Annotated in this window: 19 protein-coding genes; 12 read left to right on the top strand and 7 right to left on the bottom strand. The window is 74.9% G+C overall.

The window, feature by feature from the left end:
* Positions 1-7: 7 nt before the first annotated feature.
* Positions 8-1,219, top strand: a complete 1,212-nt coding sequence (locus tag JYK04_RS05940) for an MFS transporter (RefSeq protein WP_189742793.1) — start codon at positions 8-10, stop codon at positions 1,217-1,219.
* A 380-nt stretch (positions 1,220-1,599) separates the two neighbouring features.
* Positions 1,600-2,370: a peptidoglycan-binding domain-containing protein gene (locus JYK04_RS05935; protein WP_189742611.1), complete on the top strand. Its 771-nt coding sequence runs from the start codon at positions 1,600-1,602 to the stop codon at positions 2,368-2,370.
* 19 nt (positions 2,371-2,389) lie between these two features.
* On the opposite strand, the gene JYK04_RS05930 is transcribed toward JYK04_RS05935, so the two are convergent.
* Positions 2,390-3,133 (bottom strand): SDR family NAD(P)-dependent oxidoreductase, encoded by a 744-nt coding sequence (locus JYK04_RS05930; RefSeq protein WP_189742609.1) that lies wholly within the window; start codon positions 3,131-3,133, stop codon positions 2,390-2,392.
* A 207-nt stretch (positions 3,134-3,340) separates the two neighbouring features.
* On the opposite strand from JYK04_RS05930, the gene JYK04_RS05925 reads away from it, so the two are divergent.
* Positions 3,341-4,417 carry an RNA ligase (ATP) gene (locus tag JYK04_RS05925; protein ID WP_189742607.1) on the top strand — a complete coding sequence of 359 codons (1,077 nt, stop codon included), beginning with the start codon at positions 3,341-3,343 and terminating at the stop codon, positions 4,415-4,417.
* Positions 4,418-4,586: 169 nt separating this feature from the next.
* Positions 4,587-5,504 (top strand): NADP-dependent oxidoreductase, encoded by a 918-nt coding sequence (locus JYK04_RS05920; protein ID WP_308431084.1) that lies wholly within the window; start codon positions 4,587-4,589, stop codon positions 5,502-5,504.
* Positions 5,505-5,554: 50 nt separating this feature from the next.
* Here the strand turns inward: JYK04_RS05920 and JYK04_RS05915 are convergent, their stop codons facing one another.
* From JYK04_RS05915 to JYK04_RS05890, 6 genes are all read right to left on the bottom strand, one after another.
* Entirely contained in the window at positions 5,555-8,437 is a 2,883-nt protein-coding gene (locus tag JYK04_RS05915; RefSeq protein WP_189742606.1) for a poly(A) polymerase, read from the bottom strand.
* Positions 8,437-10,239 (bottom strand): RNA ligase family protein, encoded by a 1,803-nt coding sequence (locus JYK04_RS05910; protein ID WP_189742604.1) that lies wholly within the window; start codon positions 10,237-10,239, stop codon positions 8,437-8,439. Before JYK04_RS05910 ends, JYK04_RS05915 begins: the two co-directional genes overlap by 1 nt.
* Positions 10,240-10,326: 87 nt before the next feature.
* Positions 10,327-11,859: a hypothetical protein gene (locus JYK04_RS05905; RefSeq protein WP_189742602.1), complete on the bottom strand. Its 1,533-nt coding sequence runs from the start codon at positions 11,857-11,859 to the stop codon at positions 10,327-10,329.
* Between the two features lie 74 nt (positions 11,860-11,933).
* Entirely contained in the window at positions 11,934-12,791 is an 858-nt protein-coding gene (locus JYK04_RS05900) for a hypothetical protein (protein WP_189742600.1), read from the bottom strand.
* Positions 12,792-13,065: 274 nt separating this feature from the next.
* A complete protein-coding gene (locus tag JYK04_RS05895; RefSeq protein ID WP_189742598.1) occupies positions 13,066-13,548 on the bottom strand; it encodes a hypothetical protein in 483 nt (160 codons plus the stop codon).
* Positions 13,549-13,616: 68 nt separating this feature from the next.
* Positions 13,617-14,888 (bottom strand): DUF418 domain-containing protein, encoded by a 1,272-nt coding sequence (locus JYK04_RS05890; protein WP_189742596.1) that lies wholly within the window; start codon positions 14,886-14,888, stop codon positions 13,617-13,619.
* A 239-nt stretch (positions 14,889-15,127) separates the two neighbouring features.
* On the opposite strand from JYK04_RS05890, the gene JYK04_RS05885 reads away from it, so the two are divergent.
* The 8 genes from JYK04_RS05885 to JYK04_RS05850 all read left to right on the top strand — a co-directional run bounded on the left by JYK04_RS05885 (position 15,128) and on the right by JYK04_RS05850 (position 20,838).
* On the top strand, positions 15,128-16,165 hold the full coding sequence (locus JYK04_RS05885; protein WP_229876277.1) for an NUDIX domain-containing protein: 1,038 nt from the start codon (positions 15,128-15,130) through the stop codon (positions 16,163-16,165).
* Between the two features lie 55 nt (positions 16,166-16,220).
* Complete coding sequence (locus JYK04_RS05880; RefSeq protein WP_189742594.1) at positions 16,221-16,829, top strand: hypothetical protein; 609 nt, start codon at positions 16,221-16,223, stop codon at positions 16,827-16,829.
* 64 nt (positions 16,830-16,893) lie between these two features.
* Positions 16,894-17,397 (top strand): SRPBCC family protein, encoded by a 504-nt coding sequence (locus JYK04_RS05875; protein WP_189742592.1) that lies wholly within the window; start codon positions 16,894-16,896, stop codon positions 17,395-17,397.
* A gap of 138 nt (positions 17,398-17,535) precedes the next feature.
* Positions 17,536-18,270 carry an SDR family oxidoreductase gene (locus tag JYK04_RS05870; RefSeq protein WP_189742590.1) on the top strand — a complete coding sequence of 245 codons (735 nt, stop codon included), beginning with the start codon at positions 17,536-17,538 and terminating at the stop codon, positions 18,268-18,270.
* A 5-nt stretch (positions 18,271-18,275) separates the two neighbouring features.
* On the top strand, positions 18,276-18,923 hold the full coding sequence (locus JYK04_RS05865; RefSeq protein ID WP_189742588.1) for a GNAT family protein: 648 nt from the start codon (positions 18,276-18,278) through the stop codon (positions 18,921-18,923).
* Between the two features lie 60 nt (positions 18,924-18,983).
* The gene (locus JYK04_RS05860) at positions 18,984-19,517 is read left to right on the top strand and encodes a hypothetical protein (protein ID WP_229876275.1); all 534 of its coding nucleotides are present in this window, start codon (positions 18,984-18,986) and stop codon (positions 19,515-19,517) included.
* Positions 19,518-19,595: 78 nt separating this feature from the next.
* Positions 19,596-20,492, top strand: a complete 897-nt coding sequence (locus JYK04_RS05855; RefSeq protein ID WP_189742586.1) for a hypothetical protein — start codon at positions 19,596-19,598, stop codon at positions 20,490-20,492.
* A 16-nt stretch (positions 20,493-20,508) separates the two neighbouring features.
* On the top strand, positions 20,509-20,838 hold the full coding sequence (locus JYK04_RS05850) for a GNAT family N-acetyltransferase (RefSeq protein ID WP_189742584.1): 330 nt from the start codon (positions 20,509-20,511) through the stop codon (positions 20,836-20,838).
* Positions 20,839-20,940: the final 102 nt, after the last annotated feature.

Here is a 20,940-nt window from a genome sequence, read left to right as displayed (position 1 = left end):
CCCGCCCATGGGGCCCGACTCCATAGCCGGGTCGGGGGCCGGGTCCGCACCGGGGAGCGGTGCCGCTCCGTGGCGGGGCTGGGCGGCCGTCTGCGCCGTCTCGCTCGGCATCTTCTGCCTGATCACCTCCGAGCTGCTGCCCGTCGGGCTGCTCACCCCCGTCGGAGCCGCCCTCGGCGTGTCCGACGGGACCGCCGGCCTGATGGTCACCGCGCCCGGACTCGTCGCCGGATTCTGCGCGCCGCTGGTCACCGTCGGCGCCGGCCGGCTCGACCGGCGGCTCGTGCTGTGCGTGCTCATCGCCCTGATGGTCGCCGCCAACCTCGTCGCCGCCCTCGCCCCGAACTTCGCCGTCGTACTGGCGGCCCGGCTGCTCGTCGGCGTCAGCGTCGGCGGATTCTGGGCCGTCGCCGGCGGACTCGCCGTACGCCTCGTCCCCGAGCGCCAGGTCGGCCGGGCCACCGCGCTCGTCTTCGGCGGTGTCCCCACCGCCTCCGTGCTCGGGGTCCCCGCCGGCACCCTGCTCGGCGAACTCGGCGGCTGGCGCACCGCCTTCGCGGCGGTCGGGGTCCTCGGCCTCGTCACGCTGACCGCCCTGCTCCTGCTGCTGCCCCCGCTGCCGGCGACCCGGCACACCACCTTTCCCGAACTCCCCGCCCTGCTCCGGGAGAACCGCGCCGTGCGGGCCGGGGTCATCGTCACCTTCCTCGTGGTGACCGGACAGTTCGCCGCCTACACGTTCGTACGGCCGATCCTGCAGGAGGTCTCCGGCGTCGGCGCCGAACACATCAGCACCCTGCTGCTCGGTTACGGCGTCGCCGGCGTCGCGGGGAACTTCCTTGCCGGGGCCCGAGACCCGTACCGGACCCTGCTCGTGGTGAGTTCCTCCCTCACCGTCATCCTCGCGCTGATCGCGGTCCTGCCGGGACCGGCCGTCGGCACCGCGCTGCTGCTGGCCTGGGGTCTCGCGTACGGAGGGGTCTCGGTGAGCGTGCAGGGCTGGATGATCAAGGCGGCCCCGGAGGCGCCCGAGGCCGCGTCCTCGCTGATGGTGGCCATGTTCAACTTCGCCATAGCGGCGGGTGCGCTCTGCGGCGGCCTCGCGGTCGACCGCATCTCCGCACCCGCCGCCCCGCTCGGCGGGGCCGCCCTGATGCTCGCGGCCGCCGCCACCGTGTGGGTTTCGGCGATCCGCCGCACCGCCCGCACCCGCGACTGATGGCGGTGGGTGGCGGGAACGACCCCGCCCGACAGATCGGATGGACGGGGGCGGATCGGACAGCCGGCTTGACCCGGCCCCCGCCGGAGGGCAAGAGTGCGCCGATCACGGATCACAGCTTGAGCCGCACTTCGGAGATACGTCAGATGCCCATATCCGTCCGCCCGTCGATCGAACCGGCCGAAATCGGCGGTTCTCCGGCACACGGCGCACACGACGCACACGGCGCACACCGCGCGTTCGGCGTGCTCGGCACGCCCGGCGCCCCCGCCGCCGGTGCGGCCCCGGCTCCCGCCGCCCGGCGGCACGGAGCCTGACCGACCGGGTGGGGGCCGGCACCGCACCGCCGCGCCGGCCCCCGTCCCCGCCGGGAGACCACCATGCGCCAGGACCCTGACGAGAACGGGATCGTCCCCGACGACCACCTGCTCGTACGCCCGTACATCGCCCCCTCGGGCCCACCGCCCCCGTCGGCTGCGCCCGCCTGGCCGCAGACCGGCCCCCTCGCCTTCCCCGGCCCGGCACACGTCCGGGAACCCGGCGCTCCCGCCGCCGTTCGCGCTTCCGCTCCCGCTCACGGATCCGCTCCCGTCCCGGCCGCGGGCCGCCGAGCCGACCGTGGTCGCCGCAGCCGGCTCCCGTTCGCCGTCCTGACCCTGCTGGCGCTCACCGCGGTGGGCGCCCTGGTGCTCCTCCTGAGCGGCCCCGACCCGCAGCCGCCCCGGGCGGGGGCGCCCGCCGAGCTGTCCGTACCGATGCTCCGGGCGCGCGGCGGGGACTCCACCGCCGGGGCCGACGCACCCCGCCCGACCGCGACCGCAATGTCCCCCTCCGCTTCCGCCTCCGCCGTGCCCACCCCCTCCCGGGAGCCGGGCCCGTCCGCGAGCCAGGGCCCGAAACCACCCTCCTCGCCCAGCGCTTCGGTCCCGAGCCCGCCGAGCTCCTCCGGAACCCTGCGGATGGGCGACAGCGGCCCCGAGGTGCGCGCCCTGCAGGAGCTGCTCCACGGGCAGGGGTTCACGTACGTCTCCGTCACCGGGTTCTACGACAACCAGACCAAACGCGGCGTCGGCCAGCTGCAGCGCGACCGCTCCATCAAGGGCGACCCCCCGGGTGTCTACGGCCCGGCCACCCAGGCCGCGATGAGCTGACCGCCGCGGTGCTCGCGGATCAGCGGCCGCCGGAGACCCGCAGCACGGTGCCCGTCGTGTACGAGGCGTCCGCGGAGAGCAGCCAGGCGACCGCCCCGGCGATCTCGTCGGGCCGGCCGGGCCGACCGAGCGGGATCCCGGCCGCGGCCTTCGCCGGACGGTCGGGATCGCCCATCGCCGCGTGCATGTCGGTCTCGATGATGCCCGGCGCCACGGCGTTGACCCGGATCCCGTCCGGGCCGAGCTCCTTGGCGAGTCCCACGGTGAGCGCGTCGACGGCCGCCTTGGTCGCCGCGTAGTGCACGTACTCCCCGGGACTGCCGAGGGTGGCGGCAGTGGAGGAGACGTTCACGATCGCCCCGCCGTCGGCCTCCGCCATGTCCCGGGCGGCCCGGCGGCAGCACAGCAGGTAGCCGAGGAGGTTCACCTCCACGACCCGGCGCAGGTCCTCGGTGCGGGCATCGGCGAGCCGGCCCAGCGGGCCGGTCACCCCGGCGTTGTTCACCAGCCCGGTCACCCTGCCGAGTTCGGCGCCGGCGATGTCGAAGAGCCGCTCGACGGCGCACTCCTCGGAGATGTCGCCGCGCACCGTGACACAGCGCGCTCCGGCGGCCCGCACCCGCTCGGCGACGGCTTCGGCCGCCGCCGCGTCGCGGGTGTAGTTGAGGGCCAGGTCATGCCCGTCGGCGGCCAGCCGCAGGCAGGTCGCCGCACCGATGCCCCTGCTGCCGCCGGTGACGACGGTGACCGGGCGAGCTGACATGGGAGCCTCCTGCGGGACGTGGAACGCGGACGCGTACGCGGACGCGGAATGCGGGGCAGCCGAGCGCCGGGGGCGCCGGGGCGGGCAGGCTAACACCGTGATATTCGCTGGACCAGCGGAAATGGCGGGAAGCAGAGTGGTCGTCACCGACGCACCGCGACACCACCGGGCGTCGGCCGTGTCCCTGACCACTGTTGGAGCCGTCCCATGTCGACCCTGCGCGTCACCGCCGAAGAACTGACCGTTCACGAGCACCCGAACGCGGATGCGCTGGAACTGGCCCAGGTGGGCCTGTACCGCGCCGTGATCGCCAAGGGTGCCTATCGCACGGGAGAGTTCGCGGTCTACATCCCCGAACAGGCCGTGCTGCCGGCGGATCTGATCGAGGAGCTCGGCCTCACCGGGCGGCTCGCGGGCGGCTCCGCCGACCGGGTCAAGGCGGTCCGGCTCCGCGGCGAACTCTCGCAAGGGCTGGTGTGCAGGCCGCGCGCGCTCGCCGACGTGGACCTGGCCCAGGCGGCCAAGGAGGGGACGGACTTCGCGGAGCTGCTCGGCATCACCAAATGGGCCCCGCCCATACCCACGACCATGAACGGTGACGTCGAAGCCGCCGCCGACCTGATGCCGTGGGTCGACATCGAGAACCTCCAGCGCTACCCGCACATCTTCGAGCCCGGCGAGCCGGTCGTCCTCACCGAGAAACTGCACGGCACCGCCTGCCTGTTCACGTACGTGGTCGAGGGCGAGCGGTCCTTCGTCTCCTCCAAGGGGTTCGGCTCGAAGGGGCTGGCGCTCAAGGAGGACGAGCGCAATCTCTACTGGCGGGCCGTACGCGGGCACGGCGTGGCGGCCGTCGCGGCGGCCCTGGCCGACCGCCTCGGTGCGACCAGGATCGGGATCTTCGGCGAGGTGTACGGCAAGGGCGTCCAGGACCTCTCGTACGGGACCGACGTCCGCACCGCCGACTCGCCGCCCGGATACGCCGTCTTCGACGTCTCCGCCGAGATCGACGGGCAGACGCGCTGGCTGGACCCGGCCGACGTCCTGACGGACGGTCAGCTTCCGCTGGTACCAAGGCTGTACGAGGGCCCGTACGACCTCGACACGGTGCTGGAGCTGGCGAGCGGCCGCGAGACCGTCTCCGGGAAGGCCGCGCACCTGCGGGAGGGCGTCGTCATCCGGCCGTCGGCGGAGCGGTACAGCCCGGTCACGGGCGGGCGGGCCATCGCCAAGGCGGTCAGCCCGGCGTACCTGACCCGCAAGGGCGGCACCGAGTACGAGTGACCCCCCGCGCGCTCTCCCGAGCTGGCCCGCGCCGCGCCGCGCCCGCCCCGCTTCGTGGGGCGGGCGCTTCGTGCATGGTGGGATGGGCCGGGGGCGGGTTCCACCAGCACACGGAGAGGTCGGGTACATGTCCCAGTCGGGCGGCAGCAGCCAGGAAACCATGCGGGCGATGGCTTACGAGACGTACGGCGGGACGGAGGTGCTCTCCGAGACCCGGCTGCCGATGCCCAAGGTCGGACCCGGTGAGGTCCTCGTCAAGGTCGCGTGCGCCGCCGTCAACCCCGTCGACTGGAAGATCATGGCGGGCGGGCTCGACCCCCTGATGGACGTCGTCTATCCGGTGGTCCCCGGCTGGGACGTGTCCGGCACCGTCGAGCGGGTCGGCATCGACACCCCCGAATACGCCGAGGGCGACGAGGTCATCGCGTACGCCCGCAAGGACTACGTGCACGGCGGGACCTTCGCCGAGTACGTCACCGTTCCCGTACGCGCCCTCGCGCACAAGCCGGCCTCCCTCACCTGGGCCGAGGCCGCCGGACTCCCGCTCGCCGGGCTCACCGCCTACCAGCTGCTCACCCGCCTGGGCACCGGCAAGGACGACACCGTCCTCATCCACGGCGCGGCGGGCGGGGTCGGTTCCTTCGGCGTGCAGATCGCCCGCGCACTGGGCGCCCGGGTCATCGGCACGGCCTCCCCGCGCAACCATGACCGGGTACGCGAACTCGGCGCCGAACCCATCGAGTACGGGGACGGACTCGCCGCGCGCGTACGGGCCCTGGTACCCGACGGCCCCACGGTCGTCGCGGACTTCGTCGGCGGCGTCGGCGCCGTCACCCGCGAGGTGCTCCACGACGACGGCCGGCACGCCTCCATCGCCGACCCCAGCGTGCTCGGTGCGGGCGGCGAGTGGATGTGGGTCCGCCCGGTCGGCAGCGACCTGGCCGAACTGGGCCGGCTCGCCGACAGCGGACAGCTCAAGGTGCCGGTCGCCACGACCTTCCCGCTCGGCGAGCTGGCGGCCGCCTTCGAGCTGAGCCGGACGGGGCACACGGCCGGGAAGATCATCATCGAGGTCCGGCCCACGTGACCGGCGTTACCCGCGTGACGCACCGCCCCTGACCACCGACGCCCCACGCCTCACCCCAGGTCGGGCACCTCGCCGCAGGCCGCCCAGGAGACCTCGACCCCCGGCAGGCCGGTCCGCCAGGGGCCGGCCAGGGCGGCCAGGCGCGCCGCGTCCGGCGGCACGGTGCCGAGACCGATCGCGTAGCGGGCCAGGGCCGGACCCGACTCGAAGGGCCGGGGCCAGGCGTGCGCGTCCGTGACACCGGCCTCCTCCAGGGCGCCGAGCAGGGCCCGCAGCCGCCCGCGCACCCGGCCCAGGGTCTCCTCGAACTCCGCCTCGGAAGCCGTCCGTACGGTCACCACCGCCCAGGCGGCGTGCCGGCGGTGCAGCGGAGGTGGCCCCGGCGCCCACGCGCGGTCCACGGGGCCGGACTCCAGCAGTTCCCAGGCCGCGTACAACTCCTGGACCAGCAGGTCGCGCAGGCCCGGCCCGACCTGGGCCGTGCAACTGCGCACCGGCTCCGAGGGGGTGAGGACCGCGACCGCGTCCGGCCCGCCCTCCGGCCCGCCTTCCGCCGCGCCCGCGCCCGCCGCCGACAGCGAGACGGGCACCCGCCAGTCCCAGGCGGCCCACCTGCCGAAGAACTCGCGCAGCAGGGCGTCGGGCGGCAGCGCCCCGGCCTCCTCCACCGTGCGCGCCGCGAGAACCGCCCAGGCGAGCCCGGGCAGCCCGCCGAACGGCGCCGAGTCCAGCCCCCGGGCCCGCGCCCACGCCTTCACCTGCCGCGCCAGCCCGGCGAACGCGGCCTGCCGGTCCGCTCCCACCCGGTCCCGTACGGCATCGGCGTCGCTGACCGCGCTCAGCGCGAGCGCGGCCGCCTCGCCCAGCTCCGCCCGCCGTGCCACCGCCTGCGCCGGAGCCGGCCCGCCGGTGGCCACCACGACCAGATCCACCGACAGCCCGCCGACGCGGAACCGCAGCCCCGGCACCCGCGCCCCCGTCACCTCGCGCAGCCGCCCCGCCTCGGGCAGCGCCGCCGCCACCCGGTCCCGTACGAGGGCCACATCGGCCGGCCCCGGCACCACCGCCACCAGGTCCAGGTCGGCCTCCGGCAGCGCGCAGCCCATGCGGCGCGACCCGGCCAGGTACACCTGCGCATCGCCGAGCGCCGCCCGGACGCGCGCGGTGACCGACTCGGCGGCCCCGTCCCGGACCGCGGGCCCGGACCGGTCGGCCGGCTCCGGGCCCGCCTCCGGCTCCCAGCGCACCTCGCCCGTCCCCAGCGCCACCGTCGCCCGGACCCGCATCGGTCCGTCCCCGCGCCGCGAGAGCACGGCCAGTTCCCCGACCCGCGCGGCCACCGGGCCGCCGAGCCGCGCCGCGAAGGCCGCGACCGCGCGCTGCGGGTCCTGGCTGCGCCCCAGCGTCAGATGCGGGGTGTAGCCGTTCTGGTCACCCGTACGCCCCTGGCAGCCCGGGAACCGCTCCGCCAGGGCGCGCCGAAGCTCCTGCCACGGCGCCTCACCGGATGCCGCCGGGTCCAGCCAGACGGTGGCGTCCTCACGGTGCCCGAAGCTGTGCACACCCTCCAGCCGGACGGGGAACGGCCCGGTCGCGGCGGCCGCCTCCGCCAGGAGCGGCACCGCCTCGCCGAAGGAGGACTCCGGTACGAAGCCGAAGAGCAGGTTCACGTGCGCGGGCCAGCGCCCGGCCTGCGGGTCGAGCTCGCGGCGCAGTTCCCGTACCGCCTCCGGCAGGGCGGGCGGCAGCCATGCCACGGCCGTCCGCGCCGTCGCCGGTACGTCGAGGCGCGCGGGCGCACCGCCCCGCTCCCCGAACTCCACCGTCGCCTCCACACCGAAGTGGTCGGAGATGAACAGGCCCTCCGGGGCCGGTGCGTCGCCGCGGAGCGCGGCCCGGGCCACCCGGGCCGTCGTGGACCGCAGCAGGATCCGGTCCAGCCGGGCCGCCCGGCCCGACAGCGAGCCCACCGCGGCCAGTGGATTGGCCGCAGGATCGAAGGTCGGCGTGTCGTCCGCCGCCCCGTGCACGTCGCTCCAGGCGTCTCGCATGCCGAGTGCGGCCGCGGGCCCCCAGGCGCCGTGGCGGCCGTCGTTGAAGTCGCCCAGCAGCGCCACCCCGGCCTCGATGCCGCCCAGCCCCTCGGCGAGCCGGGTCAGTTCGGCCTCCCGGCGGACGTCGCCGTTCTCGGTGTGGTCGCTGGTCAGGTGGGTGTTCGAGACGACCAGGGGGCCGGCCGCGGTGTCCACCGTGACGGCGGTGACCGCCTTGTGCGGGCGGAGCCGGTGCATCCCCGCCTCCCGCACCGGAAGCCGGCTGAGCAGCAGCAGGCCGCACTCGGCGACGTCCCGGCCGCCCGGATCCGTGCCGAGGGTGTACGAGGCCCGCACCCACGGCGCCGCCAGCAGCATGCCGAGCAGCTCGGGTTCGACCTCCTGCAGCGCGATGACATCGGCATCGGCGGCCGCGAGATCGGCCAGCAGCAGCGGCCTGCGCCGGGCGGTGGAGATGCGCGGGGCGTCGTACCGGTCCCAGAGCGTGTTCCAGGTCAGCAGCCGCACCGAGGAGGGCGCGGCGGCCGTCCCGACCCCGGGAACCGGCTCGGCGGGCCGCCAGGCGCCGCCGCCCGCCGGGTCCCACGCGTGCGGGGTCCGGGCGGTGAAGAACGGGGCCCGCAGCAGCCGCGGATCGCGGACCCGGCCCGCCGAGGTGAGATCGATCCGGTCCACGCCCGTGGCACGGTCCCACACCAGCTCACCGTCCGCCTCGACGAACAGCACCCGGTGCCAGGGGATGTCGCCGCCGGGCACGAACGAGGGCAGCGGGACCCGCTTCGGCTCGGCCCCGCGCTGGAGCAGTCCGAGCACGAACCGCGCCGGATCGAACCGGGAGTCCCAGCGGACCTGGTGGTAGAGCTCCTCACTGGTACGCATCAGTACGGTCCCTGTCCCCGTTCTTGTCCATGACCCTGCCCCGGTCCTTGCCCCGGTCCCGTGTCCGCGGGTCCGGCCGCGAGGCCGCCCGCCGTGTCCTCGACGACCCCGGCCGTACCGACGTACCACGTACGGTGCGCCTGACCCGCGTACGGCGGGCTGTACCGGCGCACCTGCGAGGTGAGCACCTGCGGCGGTACCGGATGCGGGCGCACGCCGTTGCGCCGGACCAGCTCCGCCTCCTCCACCAGCACCACGGCATGGGTGACCAGCGCGTCGCGGCGCCGTGCGACCGAGCCCGCCAGGCCGCGCTGCCGGCCGTTGAGCGACGTGGCGTCCCACACCACCGTCCCGCCGCGGGCCAGGGCCGCGTCGAGCCGGTCCAGGCCCTCGCTCAACACCTCGGCGTTGGCCCCCTGGTCCGCACGGGAACCCCGGGCCGTGCGCAGATCGTCAAGACTGATGTACGCGTCCACACCGGGCAGTTCGCGGCCGAAGGTGCTCTTCCCGCTGCCCGATGGTCCGCACAGCTGCACCATCCGGGGAAACGTTCCCTCGCGCCACTGCCACGTCGCCGCCACGGCTTCCTCCACCGCGGATCCCGAGATCCTGCCCTGTGCGAACGCCCGCCGTGTCTCGGCCCAGCAGCGGTCCGCGGCTTCCGTGCCCAGACCGGAGAGCGCCTCGCGCAGCCCGGCCCGCAGCTCCTCCAGCGGATCCGCGCCGAGCAGCCCGGCCTCCTCGGCGCACAGCGCGGACCACTCCGCGCACTCCCGCTCCCCGGGCCCGTCCGCCAGTGCCCCGGCGAGCGCGTGCAGCACGCCGAGATCGGCCGCCGCGGCCATCCCGACCAGCCCGGCCCGCCGGTCCTCGTCCGGGAACGGCCGCTGCAGGTACGGGTACAGCCCCACCAGGTCGGCGACCCGCCGCGCGAGCCCCATCCCGGCCGGGCCCGCCGCGATCCGCGCCGCGATCCGGGCCCGCGGCTCGCGGCGGAGTACCGCCGCCAGGACACCGGCCAGCCGGTCCTCCCCGGTCCGCCCCGCCCCGTCGATCCGGGCCGCGACCTCGGCGACCTCGTCCGCGTCGGCCGCTGCAGTGGTCTCGGTCCCGCTCATCCCGAGGGCGGCGGACAGCCCGGGCACATCGGCCTCGGCCCCCGAGCGCACCGCCCACAACGGGGCCGCAGGTCCGAGCCCGTTCGGCACGACCTGCGCGAACATCCAGTGATTACTGGTCTGCACATGGCCGCCCCGCACCCACTTGGCCACGCACCGGCCGAAGTCCTCGCGCGTGAAACCGGCCGCCGTCCGTACGACGTACCCCTCCTGGCGCGCCGTGTCGAGCTTCAGCCTGCGCAGCGCGCGCTCGTCGAAGGTGCCACGCCACAGCACGCGCGGGGTGGGCACGCCCAGGCCGCGCAGGAACCGTACGGTCCGGTCCCAGTCCAGGCAGTGCTCCCCGTCCCACACCGAGAAACCGTAGAACCAGCTGTCCAGGTCCTCGTACGGGATCGAATGCCGGGCGTAGAGGTTCTCCCCGCACACCCGCCACCCGGCCGGGATCCCGGGGCCGATGCGGCCCTGGAGACCCTTGACCCACGCCCGCGAGGGATGGTGCGCCGAGTCGAGCGAGCGCGCGTGCAGGCCGTCCGCGTACAGGGTGGTGTTCTCCCCGTCGAGCTTCTCCGTCACGACGACCTCGCGCCCGGCCAACCCGGCCAGTCCGACGGCGCGGACGTCGTCCGCCGCCGCCCCCGGGGACCAGGGGAGGTGCGGCGTACGGGGATAGTGGATGCGCATGGTCCGCTCCTGCTCGACATCGGGTGCCTCGTCACTGTAGGTAACCCGACCGGACGCATCCACCCAATAAGACCGTCCGCGCGGCTGTCAGCCCGGCACCGATACCGGTACCGGCACGGCGGCGGCCAGTTGGCCGGCCGCCGCGAAGTGCAGTCGCTCCAGCCGGGCCGCGTACGGCCAGCCGGCCGCCCGGTAGAAGCACAGGTCGCTCGGGATCGGTACGGCCCGCAGGTCGGCGGCGTGCGTCCCGTCCGGCAGCTCGGTGGCCGCCGCGAGCAGCGGGTCCGCCGAACCGGCCCACTCGCAGACCGGGGCGGGACGCGGCCACGGCTCCCCGGTGTTGGGGAACAGCCACCGGGTGTCGCGGGCCATCCGCGCGGCGAAGTCGGGGCCCGCCGCGGCCCGCCGGGCCAGCCGTGCGAAGGTCAGCAGCAGGTCCGGCAGGGACTCGGCGAGCAGGGCCAGCTCCGGGTACTCCCGCAGGCTCTCGCCGTCGCCGGGCACGGACACGACGTACCCCCACCGGCCGGTCGCCGGGTCGATGCGGATCTGCGCCAGGGCGTGGCCGTGCCCGTGGCCGATCCGGGCGAGCGGCCAGTACGAACCGTCACCGCCCAGCATGTGGTGCAGTTCGGGATCCACCGCGTGCTCGGGCGCCCCGGGCAGCAGCCGCAGCGCCGGAAGCCCCGCGATCGCCACCCCGCCGATCTCCCGGAGCACGGTCCGGACCTCCTCGGGGACGGGGACCGCCCAGCCGTCCATGACGGAGTCGGCGCAGCCCGCGTCGAGCACGACGAGGCCGGGGCAGCCGGCGGCCAGTTCCCGCAGCTCGGCCACCGCACGCCGGGCGGCATCGGCCGGCACGCGGTGGCGGCGCACGGCCCGGCCGAGGAAGTCCCCGCTGACCACGCTGCGCAGCAGGAGGGCCCGGCCCTCACCGACGATCTGGAACTGGACCTCGCTGCTCCCGGTGTCGGCCGTCTCGTGGAAGGTGGAGAAGTACGGTTCCCAGTCCACGGCGCACGGATAGCCCGGCAGGCCGTGCAGGTCGACGAGATCGGTGAGCGGGTCGCCGCGCCCGACGAGCGCGGCGAGCTCGCGGTCGCACCCCTCACTGTGCTCACCGGACTCGCCTTGCTCGGCTCCCTCGGCGAGTTCGACGGTGGAGATGGCCGACACGGAGAACCTTCCCCGCGGCCGGTCCGCCTCGCCGTCCGCGAACCGTTCGGCGAACCCGGCGAGCCATGCGGTGAAGTCCGGTGCCTCGACGGTGACATCGGGGTCGGCCCCCCACGGGTTGACGGCCACGACGGGCCCCCAGCCGGCGGCTCCGACCCCCACGATCAGCGAGCCCTCGCCGAAGTCCGTCTCTCCCAGGGTCCAGCAGCCGTCCGCGAACACCTCGCGGCCGCGCGGCCCGAAACGGTACTCGTGGTCCTCGGTCTCCAAGCCGCCGATCTCCCGCAGAACCCCCCGCACCTCCTCGGGCACCGCCACGGCCCAGCCGTCCAGCTCCGCGTCCGTGAACCCTTCGAACAGCTCCAGCTCGTCCGGCCGCTCCCGCGCCAGCTCCTTCAGCGCCCGCACGGCATCCACCGCCGACGGCCCCGCCTCGTACATCCTCTTGGCTCCCCGTGTCGTCCGTTCCGCGGCTCCGAGGGTATCCCCGGGGCCCGCCCGCACATGACCCGAGCTCAGGTGGTGAGGAGGTTGTGGACGACCCTCGCGAGCCTGCGCGCCTCGTCCACCAGGTGTCCGTCCATGGCCGTGGCGGCCGGCATGCGTGCGAACCTCTGCAGCTCACTCCGGAGTGTGGCGGGAAGCTCCACACCGTCGGCGAAGTGGAACAGCATGTCGCGTTGGTCGCTGAGGCCGCTGTCGCCGCCCGGGGACGCGTGTGCGTAGGTGCCCTGGTAGGCGACCTGGAACAGCAACTGCCCCAGGGTGAACCAAGTCAACCGACCCGCCGTGCAATGCCCTCGCACCAGGGTGTCGACGTTCCACATGGCAGCGTTGTACGCGGTGAGGAGTGCCACCGCCTCGTCCCAGCACGTGGCCCGGACGAACCCGTCGACCACTTCCCTGAACGGCGCCACGTCCTCCTCGTCCAGCCCGACGGCGAGCAGGGACTCGATGAATTCCGTGAGCAGGTGGGCGGGATCGAAAGGGGAGCCGAACAGCGGCGCCATGATGATCTTCGATCCGACGCCGGAACCCGCGGCGAACAGATCCCGCCTCGCGAGACCCTCCGCTCGGGACGCCTGGGTGGGGAGGGAAGGGGAGGGCCCCGGGAATCCTTGGCCCACATAGGTCGGCCCGTTGTAGGTGTGGTGCTCGATCCGCTCCACCCGTGTCTCGTTGTGTTCGACGCGGCTGTGGGCGGCGGTGGCGGAATGGGTGATGTCGCGTCCGGCACCCGAAGCGCCACGGGATGCCTCGACCCGTGTCGACGCCCCGGTCCGCCGGGACCCTCCGCCGTCGTCGCCGTCGCCGTCGCCGTCGCCGGCCGCTGGTCCTGCCTGCTCCTTGCCCCAAGGGCGGCGCGGGGTCACGGCCGGCGTCCGGTCGGGCCGGTACCGATGATGCGGCCGCCCCCGGCCGTCGTCCACCATGCCCATCGGCGCATCAGCGCCACCCCCAGTCCCTCTTGCCCGAGCGTCGCAGCACACTCGCCTGCGCGTCCTCGACCACATGGCCGCATCCCCGGGTCGGAGCAACAGGATCAAGCCGGAGCCACGCTCATGTCCGACGAATGCCCAGGTTCGCAACCAAGTTCGATGCCCATTTCGGACCTGGACATGGAGCGCGGACCCTCCTGTGACGACCTCAGTGGCAGAGGGCGACGATGGAGGGATGCACGGTGCCCTTGGCCGCCTCGCACAGGGAGGCCATGCCGTACGGATGCCGCGGCGCCGGCCCGGGCTCGGCCACCGCGGGCGGCCGCTTGCGGGGCTTCGCCGGGGCCGCGGGCTTCACCTGCTCGGCGGGCCGCCGGGGGCGCGGGGGCTTCGCGTCGGCCCGGCGCGGGCGACGCGGCCGCTCGGCCGCGGCCGGTACCGGCGCCGGTGCCAGTACCGGCCGCGGCCCGGCCTCCGGGACCACGGGCGGAGCGGGCGTGGCGGGTTCGGGGGACGTCGGGAGCGGGCTCAACGGCAGGGCGAGGGGCGTCGGTTGCGCGGCCTGCGTACGGGCGGCCGCGGGTGCCGCCGACCGCGGCGCGTCCGGCGGAGCGGCGAGACGCACCGTCACACACCCGGTGGCCAGCACGAGCGAGGCGAGGGTCAGGGGCAGGGCGGGACGCAGCTGCATCCGCTCACCCTGCCGTACCGGCGCCGCGCCGGCCGAACCCCATCACACGGACGGGTGACGGTGCGCGCTCAGGCCCGGCCACGCCCCGAGGTGGCCAGCCGGAGCACGTGTTCCACCGGGCCGCGGCGCAGCGGGCTGTCGGCCCAGACCAGCTGCCAGGCCCAGGTCAGCGCCAGGGCCGCGCCGCTGAAGGCCAGCCAGGCGGACCAGGACGCGGCGCCGTGCGCCGGGCCCGCCAGTACCAGCGCGTGGACGACGTACGCGCTCAGCGCCATCGCCCCGAGCACCGTGAGCGGCCGCAGCAGGCGCGCGCCCACCCCGTGCCGCGCGGCGAGCGCGCACAGGCCGATGAGGGCGCAGCCCACCCCCGCGTTGCCCAGGGTCTCCAGGGGGGTCTGGCTGTAGGGATCGGCCACCAGCAGCCAGTCCCAGGAGGTGCTGGGCACGGCGCCGTACTGACCCTGCAGCACCTCCCGTACGGGATCGGCCGCGGACAGGGCCTCGGGATGGTGGACGGCGATCGCCTCCAAGAGCCGCTGCCGGGCGCCGAACACATGGCTCGCGAGCCACGCGGAGCCGTATCCGGCGAAGGCGGCCACCGTGCCCCACACCGCCATGCGCCGGGCCACCGACCGCTCCCGCACGTCGCAGAGCCGGGCGAGCGCCATCCCGGCCAGCACGTACGGGAAGTAGGTGGCCAGCGGATACGCCCCCGTGAGCAGCAGCTCGAGCAGCACCGTGCCCAGCCCGGACCAACTGGCCAGATCGGCGGCCTCCGGGACCAGCCCGCGCCCCGACGCCCCGTAGCCGAACACCGGGCCCAGCAGGAACGACAGCAGCGGGCCCGCCACCACCGAGACCGCCGCCACGGCGGTGAGCACCGGGGTGGACAGCCGGGTGAAGGGCTCGGCCGCCAGGAAGTACACGGCGAAGAAGGCCAGGATGACCAGGATTCCGGGCCACAACGAGGCCAGCCACACACCGAGTACGGCCAGCAGCGTGCAGCGGATCAGCAGGGGGCGCCAGCGGCGCGCCCAGCCCTGCGGGCGCCGTGCCGGGTCGGGCCCGCGCTGGGCGAGGACCAGGGAGAAGCCGGCGAGCAGGGTGAAGAGGGCCGGGGCGCGCCCGTCGGCCGCGACGAGGAGATAACCGGCGCCCTCCGGCACCGGGCCGGGGCCGACGTGCACGGCGAACATGCCGAGGACGGCCAGTCCCCGGACGGCGTCGATCCCGGCCAGGCGGCCGCCGGACGCCCCGGACCCCGCGGACCTCCCGGCCGGGGCCGTCTCCTCCGCGCCCCTCGGGCCGCTGCCGGTGCGCGTGGGGGAGGCGCGTCGCATGGGTGGGTCTCTCCTGGGTCCGTGAGGTCCGGTCGGTGCGTGAAGACTGGTCGGACCGGCGGCTTTTACGCTGCCGGTCCGCATCTGGAACGTACCAGGGAGTACATAACCAAGTAATAAGGAGGTATAGGGGTGGCAAAGACGTGGGGTGTCGGGGAGGGCGGGCGGGTCGCCGTAACCCGGGAGCCGTGCCCGCTGTTGCACAGGCCGGCAGGTCCACCCACGGTGAACGGAGTCCGATGCCGCAGCTGACCGACCAGGGCGCGATCGACGAACACGAGCGGGAGCGGACGGGTACCTGGATGACCCCGGCGGAGTACGGGGCCTCCCGGGCCGCCGTGTGGACCGCGGCCGTCGTCCTCGTCACCGACATTTGCGGCCGGATCCTCGTCCAGAGCGTCGACTACCGCACCGACCGGCTGCTCCCCGGCGGGGCTGTGGACGCCGGCGAGGCGCCGTCCGCGGCGGCCGCCCGCGAGCTGCGCGAGGAACTCGGCGTCGACGGCCGCTACCCGCGCGGCCTCGCCGTGGACTGGATTCCGGCCGACACCCCCGGCTTCCCGCCCGAGATGGGCTTCCCCGGGGAGATCCTGCACGTCTACGACGGCGGCACCTGGACCCCCGACCGGATCGGTGCCGTCCGCCTCCCGGCCCAGGAGATCACCGGCATCCACTTCGCCGAACCGGCCGACCTGCCCGCCCTGATGGACCCCGGCGACGCCCGCCGCGCCCTGTCCGCCCTGCGTGCCCGCGTCAACGGCTCCGGCGCCGCCCTGCTGGAGGACGGCCGTCCCACCGCGCCGACCGCCCTCGACCGGCTCGGGGTCCTGCGCACCCGGCGGGTCCCGCAGCACGGTGCCTGGCACCCGGGCCCGGTCCCGGAGCGGCTGCCCGTACGGGACCGGTCGGCCTGGCTGTTCGCCCCGGACGGCCGGGTCCTGCTGCTGGTCTCCCGGGCCACCGGCGCCGCGCACCTGCCGCCCCCGACGGCCGGATCCACCGAGGACGCCGTCCCGCTCGGCTACCGGCACGGCGAGCAGGGCGTCCACGCCCGCACCACGGCCCGGCTCACCGGCCCCACCGTCCTCCCGGCGGGCGCGGACCCGGAGTTCGCGCACCTGCTGGCCACCCCCGAACAGGTACGCGAACTCAGCGACTGGGGGCGGGCGGGCGACGACGAGCTCGCCGCGGTCCACGCCGCCCGCGCCCGTTTCGGCCTTCCCGCGCCCGTCCGCACCCCGCCCACGGAACTCCCCGGTGAGGGCGCCCGCCGGTGAGGTGCCGGTGACGCCGGCCGCGGCGATGTCAGTGGCGCCTCCTACCGTCGGCGGCATGGGATTCACCAGCGCCTGGTCGATCAGCTGCCACGAGGACTCCGTGATCGCGGACCTCGCGCAGCGGACCGCGGCGGCCGTGGAGGCCGACCGCACCTGCCCGCGGGCCCGCCGCCGCTGGGCGGCCTGGCAGCGTGCGCCGCTCCCCGACCACCGCACCTGGTGGACCGGCACCCCGGCCGAGGACGAGGCGATCCGCTCCTTCCAGGACCTGACCCGCCCCGGCCGCCACGTCGACGACCTGTGCACGTTCCCGTTCGTGGACGAGATCTGGGACCGGCAGCCGGACCAGGAGCTCATGTTCGTGTCGGTGCACAGCAAGGCGTACCCGGTCAGCGCCCTGTTCCACGCCATCGGCCCCGAACGCGCGGCCCTGCTGCCCGGCTGGTGCGGGAACTTCGTGCTGACCGCCGCCGAGGTGCGCGGGGCGCTGCCCGCGGTGGAGCGGGCTCTCGGATTCGGCCCGGAGGAGCGGGCGCGGGCGCAGCGGCAGATCTGGCTGGATTCCGAGCCCCGCGAAAGCGTCCTGGACGGCCCGCTCCGTGCCTGGCGGGCGGCGGCGCGGGCCGGCCTCGGGCTGTGCGGGCTCGCCTTCCACGTGGAGTGACCGCGGCCACCGCCATGATCGGGAAATCCGGCGTCCGCGGTCCGCGGTCCCGCAGCATGGGGCCATGAGCGACAGCGCGATCACCTACACCCTGTACATCCAGGCCGATCCCGCCAGGGTCTGGCAGGCCCTCACCGAGCCCGCCTTCACCCGCCGGTACTGGGGCCTGAGCTTCGAGACCGACTGGGCGGTGGGCTCGCCGATGGACTGGGTCGAGCGGGGGGCCCGTACCAGCGACCCCGAACAGGTGGTCCTCGGCTGCGTCCCGGACCGCCTGCTCTCCTACACCTGGCACACCTTCACCCCGCAGTGGGCGGCCTCGGTCGGGATCGGCGAGGAGCTGCGGGCCGAACTGGCGAAGGAGCGCCGTACGAAGGTCACGTACGAGATCGAGCCCGTCGGCGACACCCTCGCACGGCTGACCATCCTGCACGAGGACTTCGAACCCGGCGGCACCCTGATCGGCATGTGCGGACGGGCCTGGCCGATGCTCGCGTCCAGCCTCAAGACCCTGCTGGAAACCGGGGCTCCGCTGCCGGAGGCGGAGCAGGAGGCGGGCGAGGCCTGAGGCAGGGCGCGGAGAGCCGGTACGCGTCCGCGTCCGCGGCCGTGCCCTCCGCGCCCCGGTCCCCCGGTCCGACCACCCCGCACCGCCCCGCACCGCACCTGAGATCATGTGTATAGACCACGAATCAGGAGCGCAGACATGGCACTGGAGCACCACCGCGTCGTCATCACCGCCGCCGGCCGCGACTTCGGGCGTACCCTCGCCCTCCGTTTCGCGAGCCGGGGCGCCGAAATCCACCTCTCCGCCCGCACGCTCGAAGCCGCCGAGCGCGTCCGCGAGGAGATCCGCGCCCAGGGCCACGACGCGGACCGTGTCCACGCCTACGCCTGCGACCTCACCGATCCCGCCTCCGTACGGGAGTTCGCCGCCGCGGTCGCCGCCCGCACCGATCACGTGGACGTGCTCGTCAACAACGGCTCCCGCTACCAGCACGGCACGGACCTGCTGTCCGCCTCCGACGAGGACGTGACCGACACCCTCGCCTCCGGCGCCACCGGCACCGTCCTGGCCACCAAGGCCTTCCTCCCGCTGCTCCTGAAGTCGGCCAAGCCGGACATCGTCACCATGGTCTCCGGTTGCGGGGACGCCGGCCACCACCGGTCCGACGCCCATGCGGCCTTCTACGCCGCCAAGAGCGCCCAGGCCGGTTTCACCGAGATCCTCTCCCGCAGGCTGCGCGACCAGGGCGTCCGCGTGATCTCCCTGTACCCACCGGACTTCGACAACCACGACCCGCTGTCGGAGTCCTGGGAGGGCGCGCCGCGCACGGCCAAGGACCCGCTCACGTCGCAGTCGCTGGTGGACTGCATCTTCTTCGCGATCGGCCAGCCCCGCGACTGTTTCATCAAGTCCTTCCACTTCGAGCAGGTCTGACGGTCATGGGACGGACACTGACGGAGATCCTGGACGCGGCGGCCGAGGGGCGGTTCCCGCCACCTGACGGCCGCACGACCGTGGTCCCGCAGGAGCACCGGCGCGACGCGGGCGTCATCGCCTTCACCGCGCACTCCGTGGTCTTCACCGACGAGGACCCGGACTGGGTCCACGCCACCCTCGCCGCCCTCGACTGCGATGCGCTGGCCGCCACCATGAACCCCCGGTTCCTGGCCGCGCTCCTCGACCGCACGGGACGCGGCACCGACACGATCGACCTGCTCACCGTCGCCGGCCCGCTGCCCGGCGCACCCGCACTGGAACTCGTGGAGACGACCGACCCCGACCACCCCCGCGTCCGCAGGGCCCTGCGCCGCCGTCACGACGTACGCGTCTGGTCGGCGGCCGGGGGAGTGCTCGTCCTCGGCCGCGGCGTCGCGGGCCGCTGGGAGGCGGCGATCGAGGTCGACGAGGGCGTGCGCCACCGCGGACTGGGCCGCGAACTGGCCCGCGCCGCCCGCCACCTCGTCCCCGGCGGGCAGCCGGTCTGGTCCCAGCAGGCCACCGGAAACGCGCGCAGCATCCGGGCCTTCCAGGCCGCGGGCTACCGACCGGTCGGTGCGGAGGCCCTGATGCTGGCTCCGCACCGCTGAACAGGCCCTGACGGCACCCTGACCGCCGGCCGCGCGTGGAGGTCGTGTGGAATGGGTGCCATGCGGAGTGGAAACGACCAGCAGCGACCCGCCACAGGCATACCGGCGCGGGACGCGATGAGCGGCCCCGATGCGGACGCGCCCCGCGAGCACTGGCGCTACGCCCGCCACCTGGAGTCCCTTGCCGCGGCGCCGGGCCCGGGGGCGGAGTCCGAGGCGGAGGTCGTCGCCGAGGTGCTGCGCGACCCCGACCGGGTGATGGCCGAGAGCGCGGTGGTCACCCACCTCGACCGGCGAGCCGTACGACTGCTTGCAGCCGAGGAGTTCCCCGCCTGGTCCCGGGCCATCGCCGCCGCCCTCGCCGGCCGGGCCTTCCCCGAGCGCCGGCTGCGGGAGTGGAACCTGCTCAAGGCCGTCACCCGCGGCGAGCCCTGGTCCGCCGAGGAGCTAGCGGCCGCCTCCGACTGGTGCCAGCGCACCGCCGTCAGCCTGCTGACCTCGTACGAGGCCCTGACCCTGCTGGCCACCGACGCCCGCACCCGCCGCGTCCGCAACGCAGCCGCCGAACGCCTGCGCCGCAGCTCCGCGTTCTGAGGACCAAGGGACGTTCCGATGAGCCGGCCGCCGGAAAACACGTGTCCGCCCCGGCGTTCGCGGACGTAGCCTCGGGGCGTGCTCCAACTGGTCCTCGCCGTATCCGCGTTCACCGTGGCCACCGCCGTGTACGCGGTCATCGGCCTGCGGTGGTGGCGTCGGGCGCGGAAGCGGCGCGCGGTCCTCGCACTGGTCGCCGCCCTGGACCTGGAGCCGTACCACGCCTCCGCGTTGAAGTCCGAGGAGGTCGAGGCGGCGGCCGCCGAGCTGCTGCTCGGCGGGTACCTCGACATCGACGGGCCCGGGGCGGCGCGGCTGACCGAGGAGGGCCGCGAGCCCGGCCGGCCGCCGCCGGCCCACCCGCTGCCCGCCGCCCTGCTGGAAGCCGTACGCCGGTACGATCCCGAGCCGGTGTCGATCGGCTGGATCAACCGGTACGACGCGGAGTACCAGATACGGCGCCAAGCGTACGAGAGGGAACAGGACGCCCTGTTGCCCCCGATCCCGCGGATCCCGCGGGATCCGGGGGAGCCCGGGCGGCTGATGAACTGCTGCGGCTGCGTCGGCATCGTCCTGCTGGTCGGTTTCTGGTGTGCGGTGGGCATGCTGCTGGTGCTGGCCCGCCCGCACGGCGTCCGGGGGTGGGCCGCCGCCGTGGTGGCCGCCGGGTGCCTCGCGGCGCTCGGGTACGCCGAGGTCGCGGGCCGGGCGGTCCGCGCGCGCACGGCCTGCGAGGACCCGCTGGGGGACCGGGTCCGTACGCAGTGCCATCCGGCTCTCGCCGCGCTGGACGAGCGGCAGCGGCTGCGCATCCGCCGGAGCGCCGACGACGACCGAATGTGGCGCGGTGCCGTCGACGAGGACGACGACCTGGAGGACGACCTGGAGGACGACTTGGACGACGACTGGTGGGCGGACGCGTACCACTACCGGGCCGCCGACGATGACGAGCCCGACGGGAAGCCCCTCGGGTGACGGGGGGACGTCTCCGATGACCACGGACTTCACCGTGCGGCCGGCCAGGCCCGACGATGCGCGCCGACTGGCCGAACTGCGCTGGGCGTTCAAGCAGGAGGGCCACGAGGGGCAGCCGCCGGTTCCGGTTCGGCCCCTGGAGGAGGCCGTGACGAACTTCTTCGTCACGCCGCCCCGACGGAACGGGGGAATCGGCTCGGCGCTCCTCGAAGCGCTCGAACTGCACGCGCGCAGCGCCGGATTCGACACCCTGGTCGTCTGGCCGTCGGACCGCAGCAGCCCGCTCTACCGGCGCTCCGGTTTCCGGTCACCGGAAGAGCTGTTGGAGCTGCCGCTCGACACGTGATGAGATCCGCTTCCGATGACGCCGCGCCTCCCGGGCACCGGCGCCGAGAGCCCTGGTCCGCCGCCCGGCTCACCGCGGCGCCCGTCGGCGGGCGGCTGCATC

The organism is Streptomyces nojiriensis (assembly GCF_017639205.1).
GTDB classification, from domain to species: Bacteria; Actinomycetota; Actinomycetes; order Streptomycetales; family Streptomycetaceae; genus Streptomyces; species Streptomyces nojiriensis.
Note: the sequence above shows the minus strand (reverse complement) of the source record. Positions and strands in the feature narration are given on the sequence as shown.

What these genes read in the sequence shown, in the direction of transcription:
- JYK04_RS05940 (WP_189742793.1), top strand. Translation starts at nt 8, where the DNA reads ATGGGGCCCGACTCCATAGCCGGGTCGGGGGCCGGGTCCGCACCGGGG.
- JYK04_RS05935 (WP_189742611.1), top strand. Translation starts at nt 1,600, where the DNA reads ATGCGCCAGGACCCTGACGAGAACGGGATCGTCCCCGACGACCACCTG.
- JYK04_RS05930 (WP_189742609.1), bottom strand. Translation starts at nt 3,133, where the DNA reads ATGTCAGCTCGCCCGGTCACCGTCGTCACCGGCGGCAGCAGGGGCATC.
- JYK04_RS05925 (WP_189742607.1), top strand. Translation starts at nt 3,341, where the DNA reads ATGTCGACCCTGCGCGTCACCGCCGAAGAACTGACCGTTCACGAGCAC.
- JYK04_RS05920 (WP_308431084.1), top strand. Translation starts at nt 4,587, where the DNA reads ATGGCTTACGAGACGTACGGCGGGACGGAGGTGCTCTCCGAGACCCGG.
- JYK04_RS05915 (WP_189742606.1), bottom strand. Translation starts at nt 8,437, where the DNA reads ATGCGTACCAGTGAGGAGCTCTACCACCAGGTCCGCTGGGACTCCCGG.
- JYK04_RS05910 (WP_189742604.1), bottom strand. Translation starts at nt 10,239, where the DNA reads ATGCGCATCCACTATCCCCGTACGCCGCACCTCCCCTGGTCCCCGGGG.
- JYK04_RS05905 (WP_189742602.1), bottom strand. Translation starts at nt 11,859, where the DNA reads ATGTACGAGGCGGGGCCGTCGGCGGTGGATGCCGTGCGGGCGCTGAAG.
- JYK04_RS05895 (WP_189742598.1), bottom strand. Translation starts at nt 13,548, where the DNA reads ATGCAGCTGCGTCCCGCCCTGCCCCTGACCCTCGCCTCGCTCGTGCTG.
- JYK04_RS05890 (WP_189742596.1), bottom strand. Translation starts at nt 14,888, where the DNA reads ATGCGACGCGCCTCCCCCACGCGCACCGGCAGCGGCCCGAGGGGCGCG.
- JYK04_RS05885 (WP_229876277.1), top strand. Translation starts at nt 15,128, where the DNA reads ATGCCGCAGCTGACCGACCAGGGCGCGATCGACGAACACGAGCGGGAG.
- JYK04_RS05880 (WP_189742594.1), top strand. Translation starts at nt 16,221, where the DNA reads ATGGGATTCACCAGCGCCTGGTCGATCAGCTGCCACGAGGACTCCGTG.
- JYK04_RS05875 (WP_189742592.1), top strand. Translation starts at nt 16,894, where the DNA reads ATGAGCGACAGCGCGATCACCTACACCCTGTACATCCAGGCCGATCCC.
- JYK04_RS05870 (WP_189742590.1), top strand. Translation starts at nt 17,536, where the DNA reads ATGGCACTGGAGCACCACCGCGTCGTCATCACCGCCGCCGGCCGCGAC.
- JYK04_RS05865 (WP_189742588.1), top strand. Translation starts at nt 18,276, where the DNA reads ATGGGACGGACACTGACGGAGATCCTGGACGCGGCGGCCGAGGGGCGG.
- JYK04_RS05860 (WP_229876275.1), top strand. Translation starts at nt 18,984, where the DNA reads ATGCGGAGTGGAAACGACCAGCAGCGACCCGCCACAGGCATACCGGCG.
- JYK04_RS05850 (WP_189742584.1), top strand. Translation starts at nt 20,509, where the DNA reads ATGACCACGGACTTCACCGTGCGGCCGGCCAGGCCCGACGATGCGCGC.